The 20,576-nt window shown below is 66.4% G+C and carries 18 protein-coding genes and 1 pseudogene; 6 read left to right on the top strand and 13 right to left on the bottom strand.

The annotated features are described in order from the left end of the window. Nucleotides 1-73 precede the first annotated feature (73 nt). The 6 genes from AB4Y43_RS07515 to AB4Y43_RS07490 all read right to left on the bottom strand — a co-directional run bounded on the left by AB4Y43_RS07515 (nucleotide 74) and on the right by AB4Y43_RS07490 (nucleotide 5,170). The gene (locus tag AB4Y43_RS07515; protein WP_342945420.1) at nucleotides 74-919 is read right to left on the bottom strand and encodes a peptidase C39; all 846 of its coding nucleotides are present in this window, start codon (nucleotides 917-919) and stop codon (nucleotides 74-76) included. Nucleotides 920-932: 13 nt separating this feature from the next. After that, nucleotides 933-1,622, bottom strand: coding sequence for a C39 family peptidase (locus AB4Y43_RS07510; protein WP_141710611.1), 690 nt, complete (start codon nucleotides 1,620-1,622; stop codon nucleotides 933-935). Between the two features lie 148 nt (nucleotides 1,623-1,770). Further along, nucleotides 1,771-3,348, bottom strand: coding sequence for a beta strand repeat-containing protein (locus AB4Y43_RS07505; RefSeq protein ID WP_368616022.1), 1,578 nt, complete (start codon nucleotides 3,346-3,348; stop codon nucleotides 1,771-1,773). Nucleotides 3,349-3,375: 27 nt separating this feature from the next. Then, nucleotides 3,376-4,005 carry a hypothetical protein gene (locus tag AB4Y43_RS07500; RefSeq protein WP_176732841.1) on the bottom strand — a complete coding sequence of 210 codons (630 nt, stop codon included), beginning with the start codon at nucleotides 4,003-4,005 and terminating at the stop codon, nucleotides 3,376-3,378. Continuing rightward, nucleotides 4,002-4,502 carry a hypothetical protein gene (locus AB4Y43_RS07495; RefSeq protein ID WP_342945422.1) on the bottom strand — a complete coding sequence of 167 codons (501 nt, stop codon included), beginning with the start codon at nucleotides 4,500-4,502 and terminating at the stop codon, nucleotides 4,002-4,004. Before AB4Y43_RS07495 ends, AB4Y43_RS07500 begins: the two co-directional genes overlap by 4 nt. A 122-nt stretch (nucleotides 4,503-4,624) precedes the next feature. After that, the gene (locus tag AB4Y43_RS07490) at nucleotides 4,625-5,170 is read right to left on the bottom strand and encodes a hypothetical protein (RefSeq protein ID WP_069262604.1); all 546 of its coding nucleotides are present in this window, start codon (nucleotides 5,168-5,170) and stop codon (nucleotides 4,625-4,627) included. A gap of 547 nt (nucleotides 5,171-5,717) precedes the next feature. On the opposite strand from AB4Y43_RS07490, the gene AB4Y43_RS07485 reads away from it, so the two are divergent. Both AB4Y43_RS07485 and AB4Y43_RS07480 read left to right on the top strand, forming a co-directional pair. Then, nucleotides 5,718-7,103: a sigma 54-interacting transcriptional regulator gene (locus AB4Y43_RS07485; RefSeq protein ID WP_368616024.1), complete on the top strand. Its 1,386-nt coding sequence runs from the start codon at nucleotides 5,718-5,720 to the stop codon at nucleotides 7,101-7,103. Nucleotides 7,104-7,415: 312 nt separating this feature from the next. Further along, nucleotides 7,416-8,387, top strand: a complete 972-nt coding sequence (locus AB4Y43_RS07480) for a thymidylate synthase (protein WP_342945423.1) — start codon at nucleotides 7,416-7,418, stop codon at nucleotides 8,385-8,387. Between the two features lie 254 nt (nucleotides 8,388-8,641). Here AB4Y43_RS07480 and AB4Y43_RS07475 read toward each other — a convergent pair. Both AB4Y43_RS07475 and AB4Y43_RS07470 read right to left on the bottom strand, forming a co-directional pair. Further along, nucleotides 8,642-10,072, bottom strand: a pseudogene (locus tag AB4Y43_RS07475) (DUF6600 domain-containing protein); the annotation flags it as partial. A gap of 229 nt (nucleotides 10,073-10,301) precedes the next feature. Continuing rightward, on the bottom strand, nucleotides 10,302-11,024 hold the full coding sequence (locus tag AB4Y43_RS07470) for an ArsR/SmtB family transcription factor (protein ID WP_368727363.1): 723 nt from the start codon (nucleotides 11,022-11,024) through the stop codon (nucleotides 10,302-10,304). Nucleotides 11,025-11,241: 217 nt separating this feature from the next. Between AB4Y43_RS07470 and AB4Y43_RS07465 the strand changes: the two genes are divergently transcribed. From AB4Y43_RS07465 to AB4Y43_RS07455, 3 genes are all read left to right on the top strand, one after another. Then, entirely contained in the window at nucleotides 11,242-11,388 is a 147-nt protein-coding gene (locus AB4Y43_RS07465; protein ID WP_176732839.1) for a hypothetical protein, read from the top strand. Between the two features lie 102 nt (nucleotides 11,389-11,490). Further along, nucleotides 11,491-12,516: a GlxA family transcriptional regulator gene (locus AB4Y43_RS07460; RefSeq protein ID WP_368727362.1), complete on the top strand. Its 1,026-nt coding sequence runs from the start codon at nucleotides 11,491-11,493 to the stop codon at nucleotides 12,514-12,516. A gap of 126 nt (nucleotides 12,517-12,642) precedes the next feature. After that, a complete protein-coding gene (locus AB4Y43_RS07455) occupies nucleotides 12,643-13,146 on the top strand; it encodes an acyl-CoA thioesterase (protein ID WP_069262939.1) in 504 nt (167 codons plus the stop codon). A 103-nt stretch (nucleotides 13,147-13,249) separates the two neighbouring features. Here AB4Y43_RS07455 and fumC read toward each other — a convergent pair whose 3' ends face one another. The 5 genes from fumC to AB4Y43_RS07430 all read right to left on the bottom strand — a co-directional run bounded on the left by fumC (nucleotide 13,250) and on the right by AB4Y43_RS07430 (nucleotide 19,616). Next, nucleotides 13,250-14,659, bottom strand: a complete 1,410-nt coding sequence (gene fumC, locus AB4Y43_RS07450; protein WP_368682119.1) for a class II fumarate hydratase — start codon at nucleotides 14,657-14,659, stop codon at nucleotides 13,250-13,252. Between the two features lie 102 nt (nucleotides 14,660-14,761). Then, nucleotides 14,762-16,408 carry a phospholipase D family protein gene (locus AB4Y43_RS07445; protein WP_368727381.1) on the bottom strand — a complete coding sequence of 549 codons (1,647 nt, stop codon included), beginning with the start codon at nucleotides 16,406-16,408 and terminating at the stop codon, nucleotides 14,762-14,764. A 213-nt stretch (nucleotides 16,409-16,621) separates the two neighbouring features. Beyond that, nucleotides 16,622-17,584: a bile acid:sodium symporter family protein gene (locus AB4Y43_RS07440; protein WP_368605509.1), complete on the bottom strand. Its 963-nt coding sequence runs from the start codon at nucleotides 17,582-17,584 to the stop codon at nucleotides 16,622-16,624. Nucleotides 17,585-17,839: 255 nt separating this feature from the next. Continuing rightward, nucleotides 17,840-19,249: an MATE family efflux transporter gene (locus AB4Y43_RS07435; protein WP_368605508.1), complete on the bottom strand. Its 1,410-nt coding sequence runs from the start codon at nucleotides 19,247-19,249 to the stop codon at nucleotides 17,840-17,842. A 145-nt stretch (nucleotides 19,250-19,394) separates the two neighbouring features. Further along, nucleotides 19,395-19,616, bottom strand: coding sequence for an RNA-binding S4 domain-containing protein (locus AB4Y43_RS07430; RefSeq protein WP_028206712.1), 222 nt, complete (start codon nucleotides 19,614-19,616; stop codon nucleotides 19,395-19,397). A gap of 308 nt (nucleotides 19,617-19,924) precedes the next feature. Between AB4Y43_RS07430 and AB4Y43_RS07425 the strand changes: the two genes are divergently transcribed. After that, on the top strand, nucleotides 19,925-20,437 hold the full coding sequence (locus AB4Y43_RS07425; protein WP_368605507.1) for a hypothetical protein: 513 nt from the start codon (nucleotides 19,925-19,927) through the stop codon (nucleotides 20,435-20,437). The last annotated feature ends 139 nt before the right edge of the window (nucleotides 20,438-20,576 follow it).

Here is a 20,576-nt window from a genome sequence, read left to right as displayed (position 1 = left end):
AGTGCTGCTTCTCGCGCGGGTCCTTGCCCGCGTGGTGGTCTCCTTGACTGGCACGTCTCGTGTAGGCCCTCGGTTAGTGGAGATTTCGCAGAGCCTGTAATACGCCGGTCTGCCGGATCATTTGCGACGTCATCTGCTGCGTCTGCAGACTCAGTTGCAACTGGTTGGCGACCTGCTGGTTATTGCCTGCGACCTGGAGTAACTGGGCGATCGCGCCGGCTTGCTGCAAGTTGCCCGGCACGATGTTCTGCGTGGCGATGCCCGCCGGCGTCTGCAGCGTCACGTTGACGCCGTTACTGCCGAACGAGATGCCCGCTCTTATGCTGCCGGTCGCGTTCGATGCCGACGCGCTCGACTGGTTGGCGGCGCCTGGCAGATTCGCGAGGTGCGGCGCGTTGTTGTCATAGGAGATGGTGGCGGCATTGGCGCCCGTATTGCCGTTGCCGGCCACCTGGGTGATCTGCGAGACGCCGTTGATCGAGACGTTCTGGCCGCCGGTGGCCGTCGCGTTCGGGTTGGCGCCGCTGTTTGCGCCCGTGGCCCCGCTCTGCGTCGGGTCGATCACGGTTGCGTAGGTCTTCACCTGCGCGCTCACCTGGTTGGCCGCGTTCTGGGCGACCGCGAGCGCGCCTTGCGCGACTGCGGTCGCGCCGTTTGGCAATTGCCATTGAGAAAGCAGGTTCAGAACGAACCCGGAAATCATGTCGCTGCCGGCATATTTGCCGGTCTGATGCGCGAGCACGTCGTCGCCGACGGCTTCGCAGCGGATGCCTTGCGCCTGTCCGTCGGCGTTCGCGAGAAACGCCGGCACCGGTTGCGGCGAGCCGATGCCTTCAGCCGCTAGCGCACCGCTCGAAAAAGCGCAGGCGAGCGCGCAGACGGCTGCCGCGATGCCACACTGTGAGAGGTTGCGTTTCATGATTCTTCGGACTTCAGAACATGACGGCCTTATCGAGGCCGTACTCGAAGAAGGGAGTCGCCGCGGTGCCATTGAGCAAGGCTTGTTCACGCAGCTTGAGCGCGAGCGACTCGTTGTTCTGCAACAGCGGAGAGTCCTCCAGGAACGGTTTGCCGAGCACCGCGAAGACGAGGCCGTTCCATGTTTTGGCGAAGTCGTCTTCGGCGACGATCCGGTTGCCGAGCGCGGGGTCCGCAATGAAGATGCGGCCATTCTCGGCGTGCTTGACGATCACGAAGTGCTCGTAGCCATCGATGTTCATGAGCACCAGCACGGGAATCTGCAGGTGGTAGAGCGCGTCGGTATTGACGCGAAAACCGCGGCCGCGCAAGCCGATCGTCTCGACGAACTTCTTCATGTCGAGCATGGAGAAGCCGTTCTTGACGACCACCTCGGGCGTGGAGAACACCATCATCTGGCGGATCAGCTCAGGTTCGGGGATGTCGATGCCGTAGCCATACTTGAGCAGTGTGGCGAGTGCGGCGGCGCCGCAGCTGTAGTCGTACTGCTGGCTGACGATGCTGCGATAGCGCAGGTCCCGCATCGAGTGGAGCGGCAGCTTCACCGGCACGCCGACGAGGTGGGTCGCGTCGAGCGTCGACTGCTGCGCATGCACAGGCACAAGGGCTGCGCTGGCCGAGAGCGTCAGCGCGACGACAAACATCCTTGATGCCGGGGTCGATACGGGCCCGGACATGGTGGTCTCCTGCCTTCTGGTATGCGCGCCGGCTGCGGTGGGACAGCCGGCGCGCGTTGCTTGCTGCGTTTTCTGCCTGGGGCGAGCCCAGTTCCTGCAGTGCTGCCAACCGTGCTTAGTGGCCGTTGTTCATCGCGGCGATTGCCATGCCGTTGTGCTGCAGGTTGCCGATGCCGCCGGCAATGTTCACGCCGATGTTGCCTTGCGCGCCGGTGAGCGTATTGGCGCCGAGGCTGGCCGTACCCTGGAACTGGCCGACTGCCGACATGTTGGCGTTCTGCGAGCTGTTATCCGTCGCGACCATCGCAACCGTCGAGTAGGCACCCGGGGTTGCCGTCGTCACCGAGCCCGCAAGACTGTTGTTCTGCGCGTTGCCGATGCCGGATGCGACGTTCACGCCGACGTTGCCCGATACGTTGGCGAGAGAGCCGTCGCCGACAGACGCGTTCAGGTTGAAGTTCTTCACGTGGGCGCTACCGCTGGACGCCTGCGTGTTGAAGATCTGCGCGTTGCCGAACACGTTGCCCATGTCGACGGAAGCGAGCGCGACGTCGTTGCTTTGCGCGTTGTTGATGCCTTCAGCGATGTTCACGCCGAGGTTGCCCGTCACGCCGGTTGCTGCGCCGTTGCCGGTATTGGCGTCGAGCGTGCCCGCCTGTTGTGTGTTGATATGCTGCGTAACGGAGCCGGTGGTGTGCTCGTCGACGGTGTTGAGCGAGTCGCTCACGTTGTAGCCCCAGCTCTTGCTCGAGCTCGAGCTGCGCGACGACGAGTGGCTATCCGAATCCGAGCTGGAGCTCGACGAGCTGTACATGGATGCGTACGTGCTCGACGAGTTCTTCGACTTTTCGCTCGTGCCGTTCACGCTCGTCGAAAGCGCGGCGCTGGCCGTGCCGTCAGCATGAGCCGTATTGGCGGTCGTCGAGCTGTTGCTCGTATTCTTGTTGTTGTTCACGGACCAGGCCGCGCCGACGTTCGTCGTGTCGCTGTTGTTGTGCGAGTTGGTCGTGGTGTGCGACGTGCTTTCCGAGCCAGTGAGGTCGATGCCGGCCGAGCCGTTCCGGTGGTTGCCGGTGTGCGACCACGATGCGTTGGCCTGGAGGCTGCCATTGCCGCTCTGCGACTTCGTCGACGTGTTGTTGCCTACGCTGCTGTAGCTCGTGCCAAGGGCCGCGCTGCCCGTGTCGCTATAGGTGCTGGCAGTCGTGTGGTCATGTGTGCTGCCATTGTCGGTCGCGACGTGATAGTCGGCGCTCGCGCTTGCGTTGAAGGTCTTGCTGAAGCTCGAGTTGCTCGACGAGCTCTTCGAGTTCGACGCATTCACTTGATGCGAATGCGACGAACTGCTCGACGACGACGAGCTGCTCGACTCGCTCGAGCTCGAGGACTTCGAGAAGGAATTGCTGCCCGTGCCCGTCACGCTCCACGTGGTGTTGTTCACTGCCGTGGTGATCTTGCCGCTGTTGTAGCTTTGCGCTTGCGGAAGCAGCGTGCCGCCACCGGTGGTCTGGTTGTTGTTGATGACGGCGCCGGCGGTGCTCGAAACCGAGACGCAGCCGAACAGCGCGACAAAGCCTTCGATGCCTACGTATTGCGTGACGCCTGTGGCGTTGAAGAGATACGCCGAATTTGCCGCGTGAGCGGAGCCTACCGCCGACGCAAGAACTGCCGCTGCTATGAGGGTGCGCTTCATGATTTCGCTCCGATACTGAGTGGTCAGTTAAAAAAGAGTGCCCGCCGGGGGACGGAGCACAAAACTGTTTGCCGTAGCGTTACCGGCGCCGGCCGTCTGGTTCACCTGCACGAGGCCCGTCGCATTCCTGAATGCCGCATTGTCGATGCGTACCTCACGAATACCCCCTGCCTGGGCCATTTGCCCCTGACCGCCGTTTTGAGCAGCCGCCGCGGACAGTTCCCCGTCCGAGACCGCCACTACACCAATCGCACCACTGCTGATGAGAGCAGTGTTGCGCTGGACATTGCCCACGCCCGCCGACTGATTCACCATCATTGCGCCGTTCGCGTTTGCAAAAGCTCCTGCACCTATCGTCGCGCTCGCGCCCTTGAGTCGCGCCGTGACGCTGGCGAGCTGCTCGTCGCCGTTGACGTTGATCGACACGTTGCCGGTCGTGATCGTCAGCTGGTTGGCCTGCGCGTTGTCGACACCCGCGGTCTCGTTCACCGTGAGCGCGCCGGTCGTCGAGGTGGCGGCGCCCGGGGCGATGCTCGCCGTCGCGCCGACGCTCACCTGGGCCTGCGCGGCGCTCGCGAAGGCGAGCGCGGCGACGCCGGCGAGCGCGCCGGAAAGCGCCGTGCGCCACGCGCGTGACGTCTGGATCGAACGGCTCATTTCATGCCTCCCATGGCGCCCGAGAGTGGGGCGAGCGCGCCTGTGATCGTCGAGGAAATCGTGCCGCCGAGACCGGCGCCGACGCCGCCGGTCGCGCCGGCTCCGGCCGCCACATTCGAGCCGGTTGCGCTGCCCGTGAGAATGCGCGTGAGCGCCTGGACGCCGGCGGTCTGCGCACTCAATGCGCCGTTCGCGTTGACGCCGCTCGAGCCGTGCGCGTTGGTGAGATCGGTGTCGGTGACGAGCGTCGCCATCGCCGGGTCGAAGCTGTTCTTGGGGAAGGTTGTGGCGCGCACGAGCACCGGGTCCTGATTCTTCGGCACGTTGTCGAAAGCGCTGCGCGGCGTGATGTCTCGTTCGACGATGACGTCGCCGGGATTCGTGACCTGCTGGGCGGCCACGCCCGCCGTGACGCTCGCGGCCAGTAAGCCGCACAGGGCGGCGGCGAACTGGGCCGACCGGCGGCTGGTGCCGCGCGTCGCATTGCGTGCTCTCATGCTGGTCTCCTCCTGGCCGGAGTCGGCACATCGGCGCCTTGTCCGGTCATTTCGTCCTGGCCGCGCGTGTTCGCAGCGAACCAGGACACCGCGCAGCAAGCGGCGCGGGTGCTATCTCATCGTTACTTTCTCGTGTAGCTCGCGAGGTTGCCCTGCGTGTTCTGGGTCGCGTCGACAGGGATCGGCAGCGGTGCGGGCGGCGCGATTTCGTCCCAGAGCGTCACGTTGTTGTTGCCGCGCATCAGTTGCGGGGTGGCAGCCATCATCACCATGCCGACGGCGCCGCCGCGCTGGCGCGAAAGCGTCTGGTCGTCGAGAGAGCCGATGCCCGCGAAGACGCCGTCATTGCCAAAGGCGACGGGGTCGGCCGGGGCGGGGGCGCTGGCGGACGTGGTGCTGGCCGGGGCCGCGGCTGTCGAAGTCGTGTCGCTGGCCGGCGTGCCCACTGCTAGCGTGGCGGGAACGAGTGCCGCAGGTGTTGCAGGAACGACATCCGGGGTGGCGCTGGCGACGCTGGCAACCGCAGTTGGCGCGGCAGGTGCATCGTCCACTGCCTGTGCGCGAGCACCGGGCGAGAGTAGGAGGAGGGCGGCGGGAACGAGCATGGCGGCACATGCACTGCCGTAGCCAATGACACTGCGCCGGACCTGCTGGATGTTGAGTCGCATGGCGTATCTCCTGATGCGAGACATTTAGCGAAACGTGTGCCATCGCCCGCAATCCATTGATACGCTTCGAACCGCACTATTCTCTGCAAATTTTGAATGGCGGATATTCGCCAAAATGTTTCAGCGCTGAAACGTGGGGCTGTTTAAACCCGTTTGGAATGCGATACGGGTTTCAAAGGAGAACGTTTGCGCGCCAGACACTTAACTATTGAGAGAAAGGAAACATCCGTAATTCTTTCTGCACTGACAAAATGCCGGAAAACTAGTGGAAACATTTCCATCGGTCCCTTATCCATTCCCATTGCATAAATTCTATCCAAGTGCCACGAGGCTATAGTAAGCTTCAGAAAAAGCCGTAATGCCTAAAAGAAAACGCCCGCAACTGGGCAAGTTGACACACACGCCACAACTCGGGGATTCACTGTCAGCAAAAGCATGCGCGTTCACTGTTTTTCAGGTACGCGAAAGCCGCTTTTTGCTGCGTGTCTGTACATTCAGGTGCGTGCCGTCATTCCCAAACGATGGTGTTGGCAAGAGGATCTGAATAATGGAACCTGCAACGCGGCAATTGGTGTACGTGACGCGAAAACCGGTCGAAGCGTTGAACGAGCGGTTCCACGAGCGTGGCTGGCAGGTGGAGATCGTCGGCAACGCACGGGACGCGCGGCGCGCTCTGCGCGCAGGGATGCCTGCGGGCGGGCTGCTCGATCTTTCCAGCGAATTCCATCTGCATGAAATCGGCTCGTTCGAGCCGTGCCTCACGCTGCCCAATGTCGGCTGGGTGGCTGCGACCACGACGGGCCAGTTGCAGGACGCAACGCTGCGCCGTCTGGTGCGCGATTACTGTTTCGATTACGTAACGGTCCCCTGGAACGGCGATCGGATCGTCGATTCCGTCGGCCACGCGTATGGCATGGTCTCGCTCTGCGAAGTCGCCTCGAACGACACCACGGGCGGCACCGAAGGCGAAATGGTCGGCTCGTGCGAGGCGATGCTGGCGCTGTTCCGCTCGATCCGCAAGGTCGCGCTGACCGATGCGCCGGTGTTCATCTCCGGCGAGTCGGGCACGGGCAAGGAACTCACGGCGGTGGCGATCCACGAGCGCTCGGCGCGCCGCAGCGCGCCGTTCGTGCCGATCAACTGCGGCGCCATTCCCCCGCACCTGCTGCAGTCCGAGTTGTTCGGCTACGAGCGCGGCGCGTTCACGGGCGCGAGCCAGCGCAAGATCGGCCGGGTCGAATCGGCCAACGGCGGCACGCTCTTTCTCGACGAAATCGGCGACCTGCCGATGGAAAGCCAGGCGAGCCTGCTGCGTTTCCTGCAGGAAGGCAAGATCGAGCGCCTGGGCGGTCATCAGTCGATTCCCGTGGACGTGCGCATCATCTCGGCCACGCACGTCGATATGCGCGCGGCGATGGTGGAAGGGCGCTTCCGCCAGGATTTGTATCACCGTCTGTGCGTGCTGCAGATCGACGAGCCGCCGCTGCGCGCGCGCGGCAAGGACATCGAGCTGCTCGCGCGGCACATGCTCGAGCGCTTCAAGAAGGACGGCAGCCGGCGCCTGCGCGGCTTTTCGCCCGACGCCATCGCCGCCCTGCACAACTACAGCTGGCCCGGCAACGTGCGCGAGTTGATCAACCGCGTGCGGCGCGCCATCGTGATGTCGGAGGGCCGTGCGATCACGGCGCGCGATCTCGAACTCGGCGACTACGTCGAGGTGGTGCCGGTCTCGCTCGCCCAGGCGCGCGAAGCCGCCGAGCGCCAGGCCATCGAACTCGCGCTGCTGCGCCACCGCGGCCGCCTCGGCGACGCCGCCCAGGAGCTCGGCATCTCGCGCGTGACGCTGTACCGGCTCTTGTGCGCGCATGGCATGCGCCATATGGAAAGCGAGCCGCTCGCGCCGCATCCGGGCGGCCTGGTTTCGGGCGGTTGAGGCGGGGTGGGGTTGCCTGAGGGCGATTGACGTCGATTGAGGCGACCGGCACTTTCGTGCTCCACGCGTGGATCGCGCGCCGTCGCTTTGCGCGGCCTTTGCCATGCGTTTCATCTCGGTGCGTCTTATAGCGTCGCGAGACTTTCTCCGGGCTCGTCGTAGCCCTTCCTGTGGGCGTTCTGCCCTTGTCACCGTTGCGTGATGCGCTCGCGCTTTCGGCGCGGCCGACCCGGGACGCGCGCGCCGGGTAAAATCCTCCTTTTCCATCCTGAATCCGAACCGGGCGCCACGTGCCCGACGAGGGAACCGCGCATGAAACAGTATCTCGAGCTCGTCCGCTCGATTCTCGACACCGGCACCTGGCAGGAAAACCGCACCGGCATCCGCACGATCAGCCAGCCGGGCGCCATGCTGCGCTTCGACCTGCAGGAAGGCTTCCCCGCGGTGACGACGAAGAAGCTGGCATTCAAGTCGGCCGTGGGTGAGCTGATCGGATTTTTGCGCGCCTCGCGCAGCGCAGCCGACTTCCGGGCGCTGGGCTGCAAGGTCTGGGACGCCAACGCGAACGAGAACGCCCAGTGGCTCGCCAACCCGTACCGCCAGGGCACGGACGACCTGGGCGACGTGTACGGCGTGCAATGGCGGCGCTGGCCTGCTTACAAGGTGCTCGACGGCGACGCCGCCGCACAGCTCGTCGACGCGCAGTCGCGCGGCTATGCGCGCGTGGCAGAATTTACCGAGGATGGCCGCTCCAAGGTGCTGCTCTACAAGGCGGTGGACCAGCTGCGTCAGTGCCTCGATACGATCATGAGCAACCCCACCGACCGGCGAATTTTGTTTCATGGCTGGAATCCGGCCGTGCTCGAAGAGATCGCGCTGCCGGCTTGCCATCTGCTGTACCAGTTCCTGCCGAACCCGACAAAGCGCGAAATCTCGCTGTGCCTCTACATCCGCAGCAACGATGTGGGCCTCGGCACGCCGTTCAACCTCACCGAAGGCGCGGTGCTGCTGCACCTGGTGGGCCGGCTCACGGGCTATACGCCGCGCTGGTTCACGTACTTCATCGGCGACGCGCATATCTACGAGAACCAGCTCGATATGCTCAACGAGCAGCTGCGCCGGGAGCCGTACGCGAGCCCGCGTCTGGCCATCTCCGAGCGCGTGCCCGAGTACGCGAAGACGGGCGTCTACGAGCCTCAGTGGCTCGAAAAGGTCGAGCCGTCGGACTTCTCGCTCGTCGACTACCGGCATCACGAGCCGCTGACCGCGCCGATGGCAGTGTGAGGCGCTTGCATTTGCGTGAGTGGCCGGTATGACCGCGCCATGAATAAAGCCCGCGAACGGCGACGTTCGCGGGCTTTTTCGTTGGCGGCGCGTCGATCAGCCGTGGTGGCGATCGTCGTGATTGCCACCGCTTGCACGCTCTTGCGGATGAGGCGCGGGCTGCGGCTGCGGACGCGGTTGGGGCTGCGGCTGCGGGCGGGCCTCCGCGTGCTGCTGCGGCTGGGGCTGGGGCTGCGGATGGAATTCCGGGCGCGGCGCATGTTGGGCCCGAAGCTGCCCTTCACAGGCGCGATGCCAGGCGTGCCCGGGTCGATGCGCGCATTGCGCCATTGCTGCGGATCGACACGCTGTGCGAACCGCGAGACCGGCTGACCGTGGACGAACGCCGTGGCCGGTACCGCCGTCACCGCACCCGGCGCGCGATAGTTCACGTAGGTGTTGTGAACGTTGATATTCGTGATGTTGACGTCGCGCCGGTAGTTGTTGACGACGACGGTCTGGTTCACGCGCTCGTAGTAGTGCGGGCTCCAGCCGCCCCAGTGCGGATGCCATGGCTCACCCGGCCCGAGCGCGAACCACGCGACGCCCGCGGCCGCGACGCCGCCTACCGCGAGGTTGACGCCCCAGTCCGTGCCGCCGTCGCCGCCGCCCACGAACGCGACCAGCGCCGGCGCATAGACGGGCGGCGCGCTTTCGACGACCGGCCCGGGCACCCACGCCCACGAATCGTCGACGTAAGCCCAGCGTCCGTAGTGATATGGCGCGAAGCCCCAGGGCGCGTCATCGACCCACGTCCAGCCCCACGGCGCCTGCCACACCCAGTGGCCGTCGTGATACGGCGCCCAGCCGGTGGGCACCGAGTTCGGCGTCCAGACTTCGCCGTATTGCGGATCGTTGCGCCACGTGCCGTTGTTGTCGAGGTCCTGGTAGCCCGGGACGTCGCGCGAGACGTAGCGCGCCGAGACCGAGCGGTCCTCGGCGGCGTCGCGCGCGAGCCCCCACTGGTCGAAGGCGTCCGGCGGCGGCGTCTGGTCGCTCGCCACCTGCTGCAGGTCGGTGCCGGCGAAGCGGATCTGCTGGCCGGCCGTCATCGGCGTCTGACCGTTTTCGCCGTACACGGTCACGCTCCCGCTGCGCACGGTGACGGTCGTGCTGCTGCCGTCGGGTGCCACATCCACGCGATAGTCGCCGGGGCTCGTCACGCCGAGTGCGAGGTTCGGCGTGTCGATTTCATACGAGCTGCCGGGCGGCACTTCGCGCACACGCGTCGAGAGCGTGCCCTGCGCGATCTTGAGCTGCGCGGTTTGATCGTCGAGATTGAGGACGTCGAGGCTCGTTTGCGCGCCGAGGCGCACCGCCGTCGAGCCGATGTGCATTTCCGAGCGCCCATTGGCGTCGTTCCAGAGCTGGTCGCCGGTCGTGAGCGGGCGGTTGAGCTGCGCGTACGACCAGTCGCTCGCGCCGGCCGGCTCGGTGGTCACGGCGCCGGCCATGTAGTCCAGACGCGCGACGCGGCTCGGCGGATCGCCGCCCGTGGCAGCGGGGGCGGTCGCGGCATCGGGCGGCGCTGCCTGCGCGAAGACCGCGGGCGCGGCTGCGAGGTTCAGCGCCGCGAGCGCGGCGAGCGCAAACAGCGTGCGGCGCGAAGTGCGCCGAAACTGGGTGATCGTAGGTGTGCGCGTCATCATTGTTCTCCTGTCGATGGGATTTGGCGCTTTGCTGCCGCAGCGTTTAGCGCTATCCCATGCAGGGCACTGTATCCGGCGGGCTTGTTTCCATGCTCACGGATTTGTTAAGGCTTATGCACCAGATGTAACAGAACGTGTGACCGCGCGCGAAACGCGCATTTTTGCGCGCGAAATCGGCGATGTTGTACGGTAATTGTCAGCTAATTCCGCGCGTGCAGCTGGTGTCTCAGGCACCGGCGATTGCGTCGAACTCGCGCTGTCCCTTGGGTGTGATGCGCAACACGCGCGGGCGGCTCGTGCGCTCGATCCAGCCGCCCCGCGTCCACGAATCGAGCAGCGCCGCGCCGAGTGCGCCGCCCAGGTGCGGCCTGCGCTCGCTCCAGTCGAGGCAGGTGCAGGCGAAGCGCCGCCGCCGCGCGCGCAGCGCCGCCACGTCCACGCCCCAGGCCGCGAGACGCGTTGCGCCTTCGGGGGTGGCTTCGAGGGTGTCGCCGTCGCGCACCAGCAGGCCGCCGTCCACGAGACGTTCGAACACCCGCACGGCCACTTCGCCGGCCATGTGGTCGTAGCAGGTGCGCGCATGGCGCATCTCGAGCGGCACCGTACGCGCGGGGCGCGGCGCCGGGCGCTGCGAGGTGACGGCGTTGGACACCTGCGCGACGTTCATGAGCGCCTCGATCGCCGCAGCGATCTCGGGGTTGGCGATGCGGTAGTAGCGGTGGCGGCCGCGCACGTCGAGCGCGAGGAGCCCGCCGTCGGTCAGGCGCGCGAGGTGGCCGCTCGCCGCCGAAGGCGACAGCCCCGCGATCATCGTGAGTTCGCCCGCGGGCCGCGCGCTGCCGTCCATCAACGCCCACAGCATGGCGGCGCGGCCCGGATCGGCGAGGAGTGCGGCAACGCGTGCGAGGCCCGGGAAGTGGCTCGACTCGTCGGTGGCGGGAAGGTTCATGGCGGCTCCTTCATGGTTTGCGATGGCGGCTGACGCCGCCCACACCGTGACTTTAGCGAATTGTCGCATTCGACGTTTCAGTCTATGGTGAAGTGTCGATTGCAACCACTCGAGATCCCCGCGGGTGAGGTCGAGGCATTGCCTGCGGCGGTACATACTGCGGTGCGCCAGAGCCCCGCGCTAAAATCGTTTATTCACGCAATCGGCCCGGCTTCTCATGAAACGCTTCCTCGCTCTTTTTGCCGTCGCCGCGCTCGCCGCCTTGTGCACCGCCTGCGCCGGCGGTTCCGCGCCGTCGTCGAGCGGTGCCAGCGGCATCACGATGTACGGCACGATCGACGAGGGCATCACGTTCCACAAGTGAGCGGCCTGGCATCATCTGGCAGTTTTTGATGTTGCTTTGGCCTGACTGCCAAAGGCGCGCGTGCGATGATGCAGACAGATCGTCAGCATCGAGTCCGCCGCCATGCCGTCTCAACCGCCGTCCCAAACGCCCGCACGCCATGTCGTGTTCGCCGTCGCGCCGGAGCTCGTGCTGCTCGACGCCTGCGGTCCCGTCGAGGCGTTCTGGCGCGCCGAGCTGGCGATGCGTGTCGCGAGCGGTATCCGCGGCGGCGATCCCTGCGCCTACCGCACGACGCTCGCCTCGGTCGCCGGCGGCGTGCTGCCCACCTTCGCGGGCATGCCCATCGTCACCGAGCGGCTCGACACGCTCGACCCTGCCACGATCGACACGCTGATCGTCCCCGGCGTCCCCATCGACGACACCACCGCGCTGCAACCCGAACTCGTCGCCTGGATCGCAGCGGCCGCGCCGCACGCGCGCCGCGTCGCGTCGGTCTGCACGGGGGCGTTCTATCTCGCGGCAGCGGGGCTGCTCGACGGTCGCCGCGCGGCCACGCACTGGCGCAACGCGGCGCAGCTCGCGCGCCGTTTTCCCCGTATCGAAGTCGATCCCGAGCCGATCTTTATCCGCGACGAGCGCGACGGCCGCGTGGTGTGGACGTCGGCGGGTGTGACGGCGGGTATCGATCTCGCGCTCGCGCTGATCGAGGAGGACTGCGGCCATGCGGTCGCGATGCAGGCCGCGCGCCGCCTCGTCGTGTTCATGAAGCGGCCCGGCGGCCAGTCGCAGTTCAGCGAGGCACTCGCGGCTCAGGTCAGCGCGGGCGCGGAGTTCGACGCGCTGCACGGCTGGATGGCCGCCAACCTGCACGGCGAGCTGAGCGTCGAGCGTCTGGCCGAAGAAGCGCGCATGAGCCCGCGCACGTTCGCGCGCCGATATGTCGACGCAGTGGGGCGCACGCCTGCGCGCACGGTCGCGGCGATGCGCGTGGAGGCCGCCGCCCACGCGCTCGTGCAGTCGCGCCGCCCGCTCAAGCGCATTGCGGCCGACTGCGGTTTCGGCACCGAGCAGAATCTGCGGCGCGCGTTCGAAAGGTCCTACGGCGTGCTGCCCCTCGACTATCGGGCGCGATTCGCGGCGAGCTAGAAACACCGCCGATGGCGTTTGGCAGGCGGCTGCGACTCTCTGTCTTATTGCGCTCGTATAATCAACGCCTCCTTACCCCACCATACGAGCCGCCGTACGCGGCTTTTCGCCATGAGCCAAGCCGAGATGAAGACGCCTACCCAGCCGCTGGACCGTTCGGAAACGACGTTCCGGTTCCTCGCCGAGCCGACTTCGGTGAACTTCGGCGGCAAAGTGCACGGCGGTGCGCTGATGAAGTGGATCGACGAGACGGCTTATGCGTGCGCCGCGGTCTGGTCCGGCCGCTATTGCGTCACGGTGAGCGTGGGCAATATCCGCTTTCGACGGCCGATTCTCGTCGGCAACATGGTCGAGCTGCGCGCGCGCGTGGTCGCCACGGGCCGCACGTCGATGCATATTCACATCACCGTGCATGCCGGCGATCCGAAGAGCGGCCAGCTACGGCTCACCACGGACTGCCTGATCGTGTTCGTGGCCGTCGACGAAAACGGCAATCCGATTCCCGTGCCCACGTACGTGCCGGAAACGGACGAGCAGAAGCGCCTCGCGAAGTACGCGCTCGACGTGAAGGAAGCGCTCGACGCGATCGTCGAACTCAAGCCCGAGGAAGTGGCGAAAGGGCAGGTCTAAGCAGGGTCGAGACGCAGGCACGCTGTTGCGCCAGCATGAAAAAACGGGCGGCGAGGGTTTGAACCACGCCGCCCATTTTGCATTTCAGCCCTGCAAATAGAGCTTATTTCTTCGCGTTGCCGACCATCTCGCCGGGCTTCACCCATTCGTCGAACTGCTGCTCGGTCACGTGTCCCAGCGCGAGCGCGGCGGCCTTGAGCGTGGTGCCTTCCTTGTGCGCCTTCTTGGCGATCTGCGCGGCCTTGTCGTAGCCGATGTGCGGATTGAGCGCCGTCACGAGCATGAGCGATTCGTTGAGCAGCGTGTCGATGCGCGAGCGGTTCGGCTCGATCCCCACCGCGCAGTGATCGTTGAAGCTGAGCGCACCGTCGGCGAGCATGCGGATGGACTGCAGCACGTTGTGCGCGATCATCGGGCGGAACACGTTCAGCTCGAAGTTGCCGCTCGCGCCTCCCATGTTCACGGCAACGTCGTTGCCGAACACCTGGCAGCAGAGCATTGTCACGGCTTCCGACTGCGTAGGGTTCACCTTGCCCGGCATGATCGAGCTGCCCGGCTCGTTCTCGGGAATCGACAGCTCGCCCAGGCCGCAGCGCGGACCGCTCGCGAGCCAGCGAATGTCGTTGGCGATCTTCATGAGGCTCGCCGCCACGGTCTTGAGCGCGCCGTGGGCGAACACGAGCGCGTCTGCGGCGGCCATCACCTCGAACTTGTTGGGCGCGGTGACGAAGGGCACGCCCGTCAGCTTCGCAATGCTTTCCGCCACCTTGTGCGCGAACTGCGGATGCGCGTTCAGGCCCGTGCCTACGGCCGTGCCGCCCTGCGCGAGTTCATACAGATGGGGCAACGAAGATTCCACGTGCTTGATGCCGTGATCGAGCTGCGCAACATAGCCCGAGAACTCCTGGCCGAGCGTGAGCGGCGTGGCGTCCTGCAGGTGCGTGCGGCCGATCTTCACGATGTCGGCAAAGGCCTTCGCCTTCGCATCGAGCGTATTGCGCAGCGTCTTGAGCGCCGGCAGCAGATGCTTGACGATGCCATAGGCGGCGGCCACGTGCATCGCGGTCGGGAACACGTCGTTGGACGACTGGCCGCGGTTGACGTCGTCGTTCGGATGCACCTTGCGCGCCTCGCCGCGCTCCCCGCCCAGAATCTCGCTCGCGCGGTTCGCGATCACCTCGTTGAGATTCATGTTGGTTTGCGTGCCGGAGCCCGTTTGCCAGACCGCAAGCGGGAATTCGCCCGGATGCTTTCCCGCGATGATCTCGTCGGCGGCCTGCACGATCGCGTGCGCCCTGGTCTCGTCGAGCACGCCTAGCGAGAGATTCACTTCGGCTGCAGCGCGCTTGATCGTCGCTAGCGCGGTGATGAGTTCCGGCGACTGCTTTTCGGTGGAGATGCGGAAGTTCTGCAGCGATCGCTGCGTCTGCGCGCCCCAAAGCTGCTGGGCGGGCACGGCGATCTCGCCGAACGTGTCGCGCTCCATGCGGACGCTTTCGTTGCTTGCGGTCATTTGATCCTCCGGTGATTGAGGCGGCGCCTTCGGCTCGCGCGGCTTGCGAGTCAAGCGTTCTACGTGTTGCTCGCCCGATAGCGACGTGCGCTCAAAGCCGCTTCAAAGCTGGCTATCGACCGGCAACAGCAAGAATAGCCCGGTTAGGACATTTCTGTAGAAACCCGCACCAGGGTCGAGGTTGTAGGTGCGGATCATGCCGTTCTCCTCGTCGGTCCAGACGAGCGCCGAGTTGACCGTCGTGCCTTTGAGCAGCGCCAGTTGTTCGGGCGTCGCGAGCGTCACGCGGTAGCTCACCTGCGGCGAGGTCGCACGCTTGAACAGGTCGGCGACTTCATGCGCGATCGGCGGACTCTCGATGGTGAGCGCAAGCTCGGTGTTCAGGCGTGCCGAGCGCGGATCGAGATTGAGCGAGCCGATCACGAGCGTGCTGTCGTCAATCACGTAAGCCTTGGCGTGCAGGCTCGCTCGCGAGCGCGAACCGACCACGCCGAAGCGCTGCTCGTCGTCGTGCTCCTCCTGCTGCGGCTTGAACTCGTAGAGCTCGACGCCGGCCTCGAGCAGCGGCACGCGGTAGGGGCTGTAGCCGGCCTGCACCGCCACGGCGTCGGTGGCGGCGAGCGAATTGGTGAGGATCGCCACGCGCACACCATGCGAGGTGAGCGCGCGGATGGTCTGCACGCCCGTGTCGTGCGGCACGAAGTACGGCGAGAACACCAGCACGCTGTTGTGCGCCTGATGGATACGATCGAGCAGCGCGCGCATGGCGTCGCCCAGCTCGCCTTTGTCGGCGCCCGCGATCTTGCCGGGCGAGTCGGCCACGAACGCCCATTTCGCCCAGACAAGCCCGAGCGTGTTGCCCGCGATCTGCTGCGCGAGCGGCGTGGCGTTGAGCGGCTTGGCGTTGTAGGGTTCGGCGCTCTCGTGCCAGTGGCGGCGCAGGTCGTCGCGCGCGGCGTCGAGATCGTGTGCGTCGAACTTCTGATGATTGAGCACGCGCAGGGGGTAGGAGATCGAGCTGTTCCAGTACTCGTCGAAGCTTGCCGAGACGCTTTGCGCGACCGGGCCCGCCGTGAGCACGTCGAGGTCGCGGAAGTCGATCGTCGGGCTCGCGTTGAAGTACTCGTCGCCGAGATTGCGGCCGCCGACGATCGCCATTTCGTTGTCGACGATCGTCGCCTTGTTGTGCATGCGGCGCGTGAACTGGTCGACGTTCGTGAAGAAGTTGCGCGTGCGCAGGTACATCGATTCGCTCGTGCTGCCGTACGGATTGAACACGCGGATCTGGATGTTCGGATGGCTGTTGAGCGCGGCCATCAGGCGGTCGATGTCGTGAAAATTCAGGTCGTCGACCAGCATGCGCACGCGTACGCCGCGATCGGCCGCATAGAGCGCCGAGCCGAGCAGCAGCTTGCCGGTGGTGTCCTCGTTGGCGATGTAGTACTGCATGTCGAGCGTTTTCGTCGCCGCGCGCGCAAGCGCGACGCGCATCTGCAGCGAGTCGGTGCCGGTGGCGAGCAGGCGGAATCCCGATTCGTTCGGGTGAGCGGCAAGGGGGGCGGCGAGCGCGGCGCCGAGCGGCGTGGCGCTGGCTTGCTGCGCCGGCAGCGCCGCGCTCGTCTCGCGCGGGTAGTCGGTGGCGGGCGGGCGCGTCGCGCAACCGGCGACCAGCGCGAGGCAAACGAGCGCGAAGCAGGCTCGCCGTGGGGCTCCAGGCAGGGCTTGCGGCGGGACGCGCCGCAAGGTCATGCGTTGCGAAACGGTTTCGGATCGGGCGGGATGCGCGGGCAAACGGATTCTCCATGGCGGCGCGCCGCATGATGGTTCGTTTTCATTGCACGGCTTCGCGAAGATTCTACGGGAAGCGGCCTGCCTGTCTTGCGGCGGCGGACACGCTGCGTATGCAATTTCCGGGCCGCAAGCAACTGACGATTGCGCGCGGCCGGAAAGGTCTGCGGTCGATCAAACGCGCGCGGTCGACGCGTTCTCAGCGCCTTGCGCATCGCGCGTGCTGCCGCGCGCCGGCTTCCCGGCCCAGTAGCCGGCGAGCACCGAGCCCGAGAGGTTGTGCCATACCGAGAAAAGCGCGCCGGGCAGGGCGGCGAGCGGCGAGAAGTAGAGCTTGCCGAGCGTCGCGGCGAGACCCGAGTTCTGCATGCCCACTTCGATGGCCAGCGTGCGGCACACCGATTCGTCGAAGCCGAGCAGGCGGCCGCCCCAGTAGCCGCCGAGCAGGCCGATGCCGTTGTGCAGCACCACGCCGAGCGCGACGAGCGGACCGACCGTGGCGATGCTCGCATGCGTGCCGCTTACCACGGCGGCGATGATCGCGAGGATCGACACCATGGAGACGAGCGGCAGCACCGGCTCGACGCGGCGCACGAGCGCGCCCGCGAGGCGGTTCACGATGAGGCCGATGGCGATCGGCAGGCCGACGATCTGCAGGATGCTCATGAGCATGCCGTGCACGTCGACGACGATCGAGGCATCGACGTAAAGACGGGTCAGCAGCGGCGTCGCGAATACGCCGACCAGGGTGGAGAGCGCGCTGATCGTCACCGAAAGAACGACGTCGCCGCGCGCGAGATAGATCATCACGTTCGACGCCGTGCCGCTCGCCACGCTGCCCACGAGCACCATGCCCGCCGTGAGGTCGGGCGGCATGTGCAGCACTTTGGCGATCGCCCAGGCGGCGAGCGGCATGACGAGGTAGTGCAGGAAGATGCCCGCGGCGACCGGCGCGGGCCGCGTGAAGACGCGCTGGAAGTCGGCGAACGAGAGCGTGACGCCCATCGCCAGCATGATGATCATCAGGAGCGTCGTGACGTGCGGCGCGATCGGCGCGACGAGGCCCGGGTCGAAGTAGGCCAGCAGGGAAACGAGGACGGCCCAGAGCGGGAAGAGTCGGGTAATCGGGGCGAGCATGAAGGGGCGGTCCGTGAATGGGTTCGTTGTGCGTTGGCGCACGGCAAGCGGTGCCGGGGTGGCCGGCGGCGGCGCTCGCGGGGCGCGGCTGTCTCCTGTGTCGACTGGCGTTGGCGCTTTAGCGCCCGGTCCAGTCCCATGCAGCGTACTGTTCTTGCCCTCGTGGGACGGACGCCGCTTGCGGCGCCTGGCGCGTATTTTAACCGGTCGAGCCGGTGCGGCCCGGTCGGTTAAGTGAACGCTTCAACCCGCGCTTCAACCCGCGCGGCCCGCCGCGGCGGCGTGAGCCTGCGAGCGCAGGCTCATCCGGTGAAAGCGCCATGTCATGAGCACGGCGACGGTGGCAAGCCCGGCTGCGAGCCCCCACCAGAGCCCGAGCGCGCCGAGGCCGAAGTAAAACGCCAGCGCGTAGCCCAGCGGAAAGCCGATCCCCCAGTAACCAAGCGTGGCCGCGAGCATCGGCACGCGCGTGTCCTTCAGGCCGCGCAGGCAGCCCGAACCCACGGTCTGCGCGCCGTCGACGATCTGGAAGATGGCCGCGACGCCGAGAAGCGTGGCGGCGAGCGAGACCGTCTGCGCATTGGCCGGGTCGTCGAGATGCAGGTAGAGCCCGACAATCCAGTGCGGCGCCAGCACCATCACGAGCGCCGAGAGCGACATGAAGCCGACGCCGAGCCCGAGCGCGACGAAGCCCGCATGGCGTGCCGCGCTCGGCACACCCGCGCCGGACCAGTAACCCACGCGCACGTTGGCCGCCTGGCCGATCGCGAGCGGCACCATGAACGTGACAGAGGCCACGTTCAGGGCGATCTGGTGCGCCGCCAGCGGCGTCTCCCCGAGCAGGCCGGCGAGCAGGCCGGTGGCGAGAAAGAGCGTCGCTTCGACCGCATAGGTGATCGCAACCGGCCAGCCGATCGTGAAGAGTTCGCCCATCAGCGGCGCCGTCGGTCGGCGCGCGACGACGAAACGCTGGTGCGAAGGCCGCAGGTGCAGCAGCGCCATCAGCACGAACGCGGTGAGCCACACGGTGATGGTCGTCGCTACCGCCGAGCCGAGAAAGCCGAGGCGCGGCAGGCCCCAGGCACCGTGGATCAGGCCGAAGTTGAGAAAGCCGTTGATGAAGACGCACGCCACCGACACCCACAGGAGGCGCCGCGCCGCGCCGATGGCGGGCAGGAACGAGCGCATGAGCCCCACGCCGATAAGGCTGGCGGGCGCGCCCCAGCGCAGCACGGCCGTGTATTCGCCGATGTGATGCGCGAGCAGCGTCGGCTCCCCGAGGGCGCGCAGGATCGGCTCGGCGAACGAGAGCAACGCGAACGCCGGCACGGAAAGCAGCAGGGACAGCGCGAAACCGGTCCAGTAGATGTGCGGTACGTGGCTTTCGTTGTCGGCGCCGCGCGCCTGCGCGACGCTCACGCTCACCGAGGTCAGCACGCCCTGCAGCACGGTGACCACCACGAAGAACAGGTTAGCGCCGAGGCCGCCCGCGGCGAGCGCGTCGGCGCCGAGCGAGCCGAGCAGCACCGTGTCGGTCACGCTCATCGCCATCTGCGAGAGTTGGGCGATCGCGAGCGGCCCGGCGAGGCGGGCGGTGTCGGCTGCATGGCGGCGCAGCGTGGGCGGCGCGGCAACGGCGCGGCGGGAAAGCGTAGTTCGAGTCATGAAAAACAAGCGGCGCGAGATAAGCGCGCCGCGAGGCAGGGTTCGTCTGTCAAAACTGAAAGCTTATTGCGAGACAGCGACCTTGTCGATCCAGATGCTCAAATCTGGTGCATAGCCGGCGCCTGCGGGCAAGTTCCGGCGGGGTTCACTCGCTCGCCTTGATGGCAATGCGGGTGTCGCCGAGCAGCACGGCCTGGCCCGCGCGGATCTTGCACGTCTTGCGCAGCTCGACTTCGCCGTCCACCTTCACCGCGCCCGAGGCGACGATCTGCTTGGCCGAGCCGCCGCTGTCGGCGAGTCCGGTGATCTTCAGGAGGTTGTGCAGTTCGACGTAGTCGCCGGTCAGCGTGAAATCGAGGTTGGGCATGGCGGATTCAAATTCGAAAGGCGTGCGGCTAGCGCGCGACGGGTGAGCATCATAAGCGATGGCGGGCTCGCGGCAGCGCCTGCCAGCGCATCGTTACATGCAGGGGCCAGATGTTATGAATTCGTCAGTAAATGAAACGTTGAGTAACGTCGCGGGACCCCGCGGCGATCTTCATACCAAAATGGTTTCACCCGGATCGACAGCGCCGCTCGAGTTTTTCTGGTGCGGTTCCGTCGAGCCGGGGCGCGATTGTGGCGGGCTTGCCCACCGCATAAGCGCCTTCGGAACCACTGCAAAGAGGATACGCCATGACCCAGATCGCCAAGCTGCTCACTGCTACCGCCGCTTTTGCCACCGTGACCACTGCCGCCGTATTTGCGCAGGGCGCGTATGCCCAAAACGCGACCCAGGGCGCGACACAGGCCGGCGAAGCCCCAACGATGGCGCCTTCCGGCGCGCCGGCCATGGCGCCGGGCGCTGCCCCTGGCCAGATGACCGGGCAGGCGCCGAGCCAGGCGCCGGCGGCCGCAGGGATCGCGCAGCCCGCGCCCGCGCCGCAGGCCCTGACCGCACCGCAGTCCGCCGACCCGCTGGTGCAAAAGCGCAACGCGAACGCGGCGGCGAACGCCGAATACCGCATCGCGAAGAAGTCGGCGAACGCCGAGTACGGCGACGCGAAGAAGCAGGCGAAGTCGCAGTACAAGGCGCAGGTGAAGGACGCGAAGATCAACCACAAGGCCGATCGTCAGGCCAACGACTCGGAAATGAAGGACCAGATGAACGGCATGTCGGCCCAGCAGCAGGGCGGCCAGTCGCAGTAACGATCGGCTGATGCCGAAGGCGCCCGCGCCTTTGGGGGCGCCGGCCTTGTGCCTGGCCTTGTGAGCGGCGGCGTCCGGCAACGGGCGCCGCCGTTTTGTCTGGCGGCTCCCGGGTGTCGGCGGCGGCGAAACGCGCCGT

The sequence above is a fragment of the Paraburkholderia sp. BR10872 genome, from assembly GCF_040965835.1.
Classification (GTDB): domain Bacteria; phylum Pseudomonadota; class Gammaproteobacteria; order Burkholderiales; family Burkholderiaceae; genus Paraburkholderia; species Paraburkholderia nodosa_A.
The sequence above is the reverse complement of the archived record's forward strand: the minus strand, read 5'-3'. Positions and strand labels throughout refer to the sequence as shown.

Excerpts from the sequence above, each read along its gene's own strand:
- AB4Y43_RS07510 (WP_141710611.1), bottom strand. The coding sequence starts at position 1,622 with ATGTTTGTCGTCGCGCTGACGCTCTCGGCCAGCGCAGCCCTTGTGCCT.
- fumC (WP_368682119.1), bottom strand. The coding sequence starts at position 14,659 with ATGACCGCAAGCAACGAAAGCGTCCGCATGGAGCGCGACACGTTCGGC.
- AB4Y43_RS07465 (WP_176732839.1), top strand. The coding sequence starts at position 11,242 with ATGAAACGCTTCCTCGCTCTTTTTGCCGTCGCCGCGCTCGCCGCCTTG.
- AB4Y43_RS07440 (WP_368605509.1), bottom strand. The coding sequence starts at position 17,584 with ATGCTCGCCCCGATTACCCGACTCTTCCCGCTCTGGGCCGTCCTCGTT.
- AB4Y43_RS07445 (WP_368727381.1), bottom strand. The coding sequence starts at position 16,408 with ATGACCTTGCGGCGCGTCCCGCCGCAAGCCCTGCCTGGAGCCCCACGG.
- AB4Y43_RS07515 (WP_342945420.1), bottom strand. The coding sequence starts at position 919 with ATGAAACGCAACCTCTCACAGTGTGGCATCGCGGCAGCCGTCTGCGCG.
- AB4Y43_RS07430 (WP_028206712.1), bottom strand. The coding sequence starts at position 19,616 with ATGCCCAACCTCGATTTCACGCTGACCGGCGACTACGTCGAACTGCAC.
- AB4Y43_RS07435 (WP_368605508.1), bottom strand. The coding sequence starts at position 19,249 with ATGACTCGAACTACGCTTTCCCGCCGCGCCGTTGCCGCGCCGCCCACG.
- AB4Y43_RS07470 (WP_368727363.1), bottom strand. The coding sequence starts at position 11,024 with ATGAACCTTCCCGCCACCGACGAGTCGAGCCACTTCCCGGGCCTCGCA.
- AB4Y43_RS07495 (WP_342945422.1), bottom strand. The coding sequence starts at position 4,502 with ATGAGAGCACGCAATGCGACGCGCGGCACCAGCCGCCGGTCGGCCCAG.
- AB4Y43_RS07485 (WP_368616024.1), top strand. The coding sequence starts at position 5,718 with ATGGAACCTGCAACGCGGCAATTGGTGTACGTGACGCGAAAACCGGTC.
- AB4Y43_RS07480 (WP_342945423.1), top strand. The coding sequence starts at position 7,416 with ATGAAACAGTATCTCGAGCTCGTCCGCTCGATTCTCGACACCGGCACC.
- AB4Y43_RS07500 (WP_176732841.1), bottom strand. The coding sequence starts at position 4,005 with ATGAGCCGTTCGATCCAGACGTCACGCGCGTGGCGCACGGCGCTTTCC.
- AB4Y43_RS07460 (WP_368727362.1), top strand. The coding sequence starts at position 11,491 with ATGCCGTCTCAACCGCCGTCCCAAACGCCCGCACGCCATGTCGTGTTC.
- AB4Y43_RS07425 (WP_368605507.1), top strand. The coding sequence starts at position 19,925 with ATGACCCAGATCGCCAAGCTGCTCACTGCTACCGCCGCTTTTGCCACC.
- AB4Y43_RS07505 (WP_368616022.1), bottom strand. The coding sequence starts at position 3,348 with ATGAAGCGCACCCTCATAGCAGCGGCAGTTCTTGCGTCGGCGGTAGGC.
- AB4Y43_RS07490 (WP_069262604.1), bottom strand. The coding sequence starts at position 5,170 with ATGCGACTCAACATCCAGCAGGTCCGGCGCAGTGTCATTGGCTACGGC.
- AB4Y43_RS07455 (WP_069262939.1), top strand. The coding sequence starts at position 12,643 with ATGAAGACGCCTACCCAGCCGCTGGACCGTTCGGAAACGACGTTCCGG.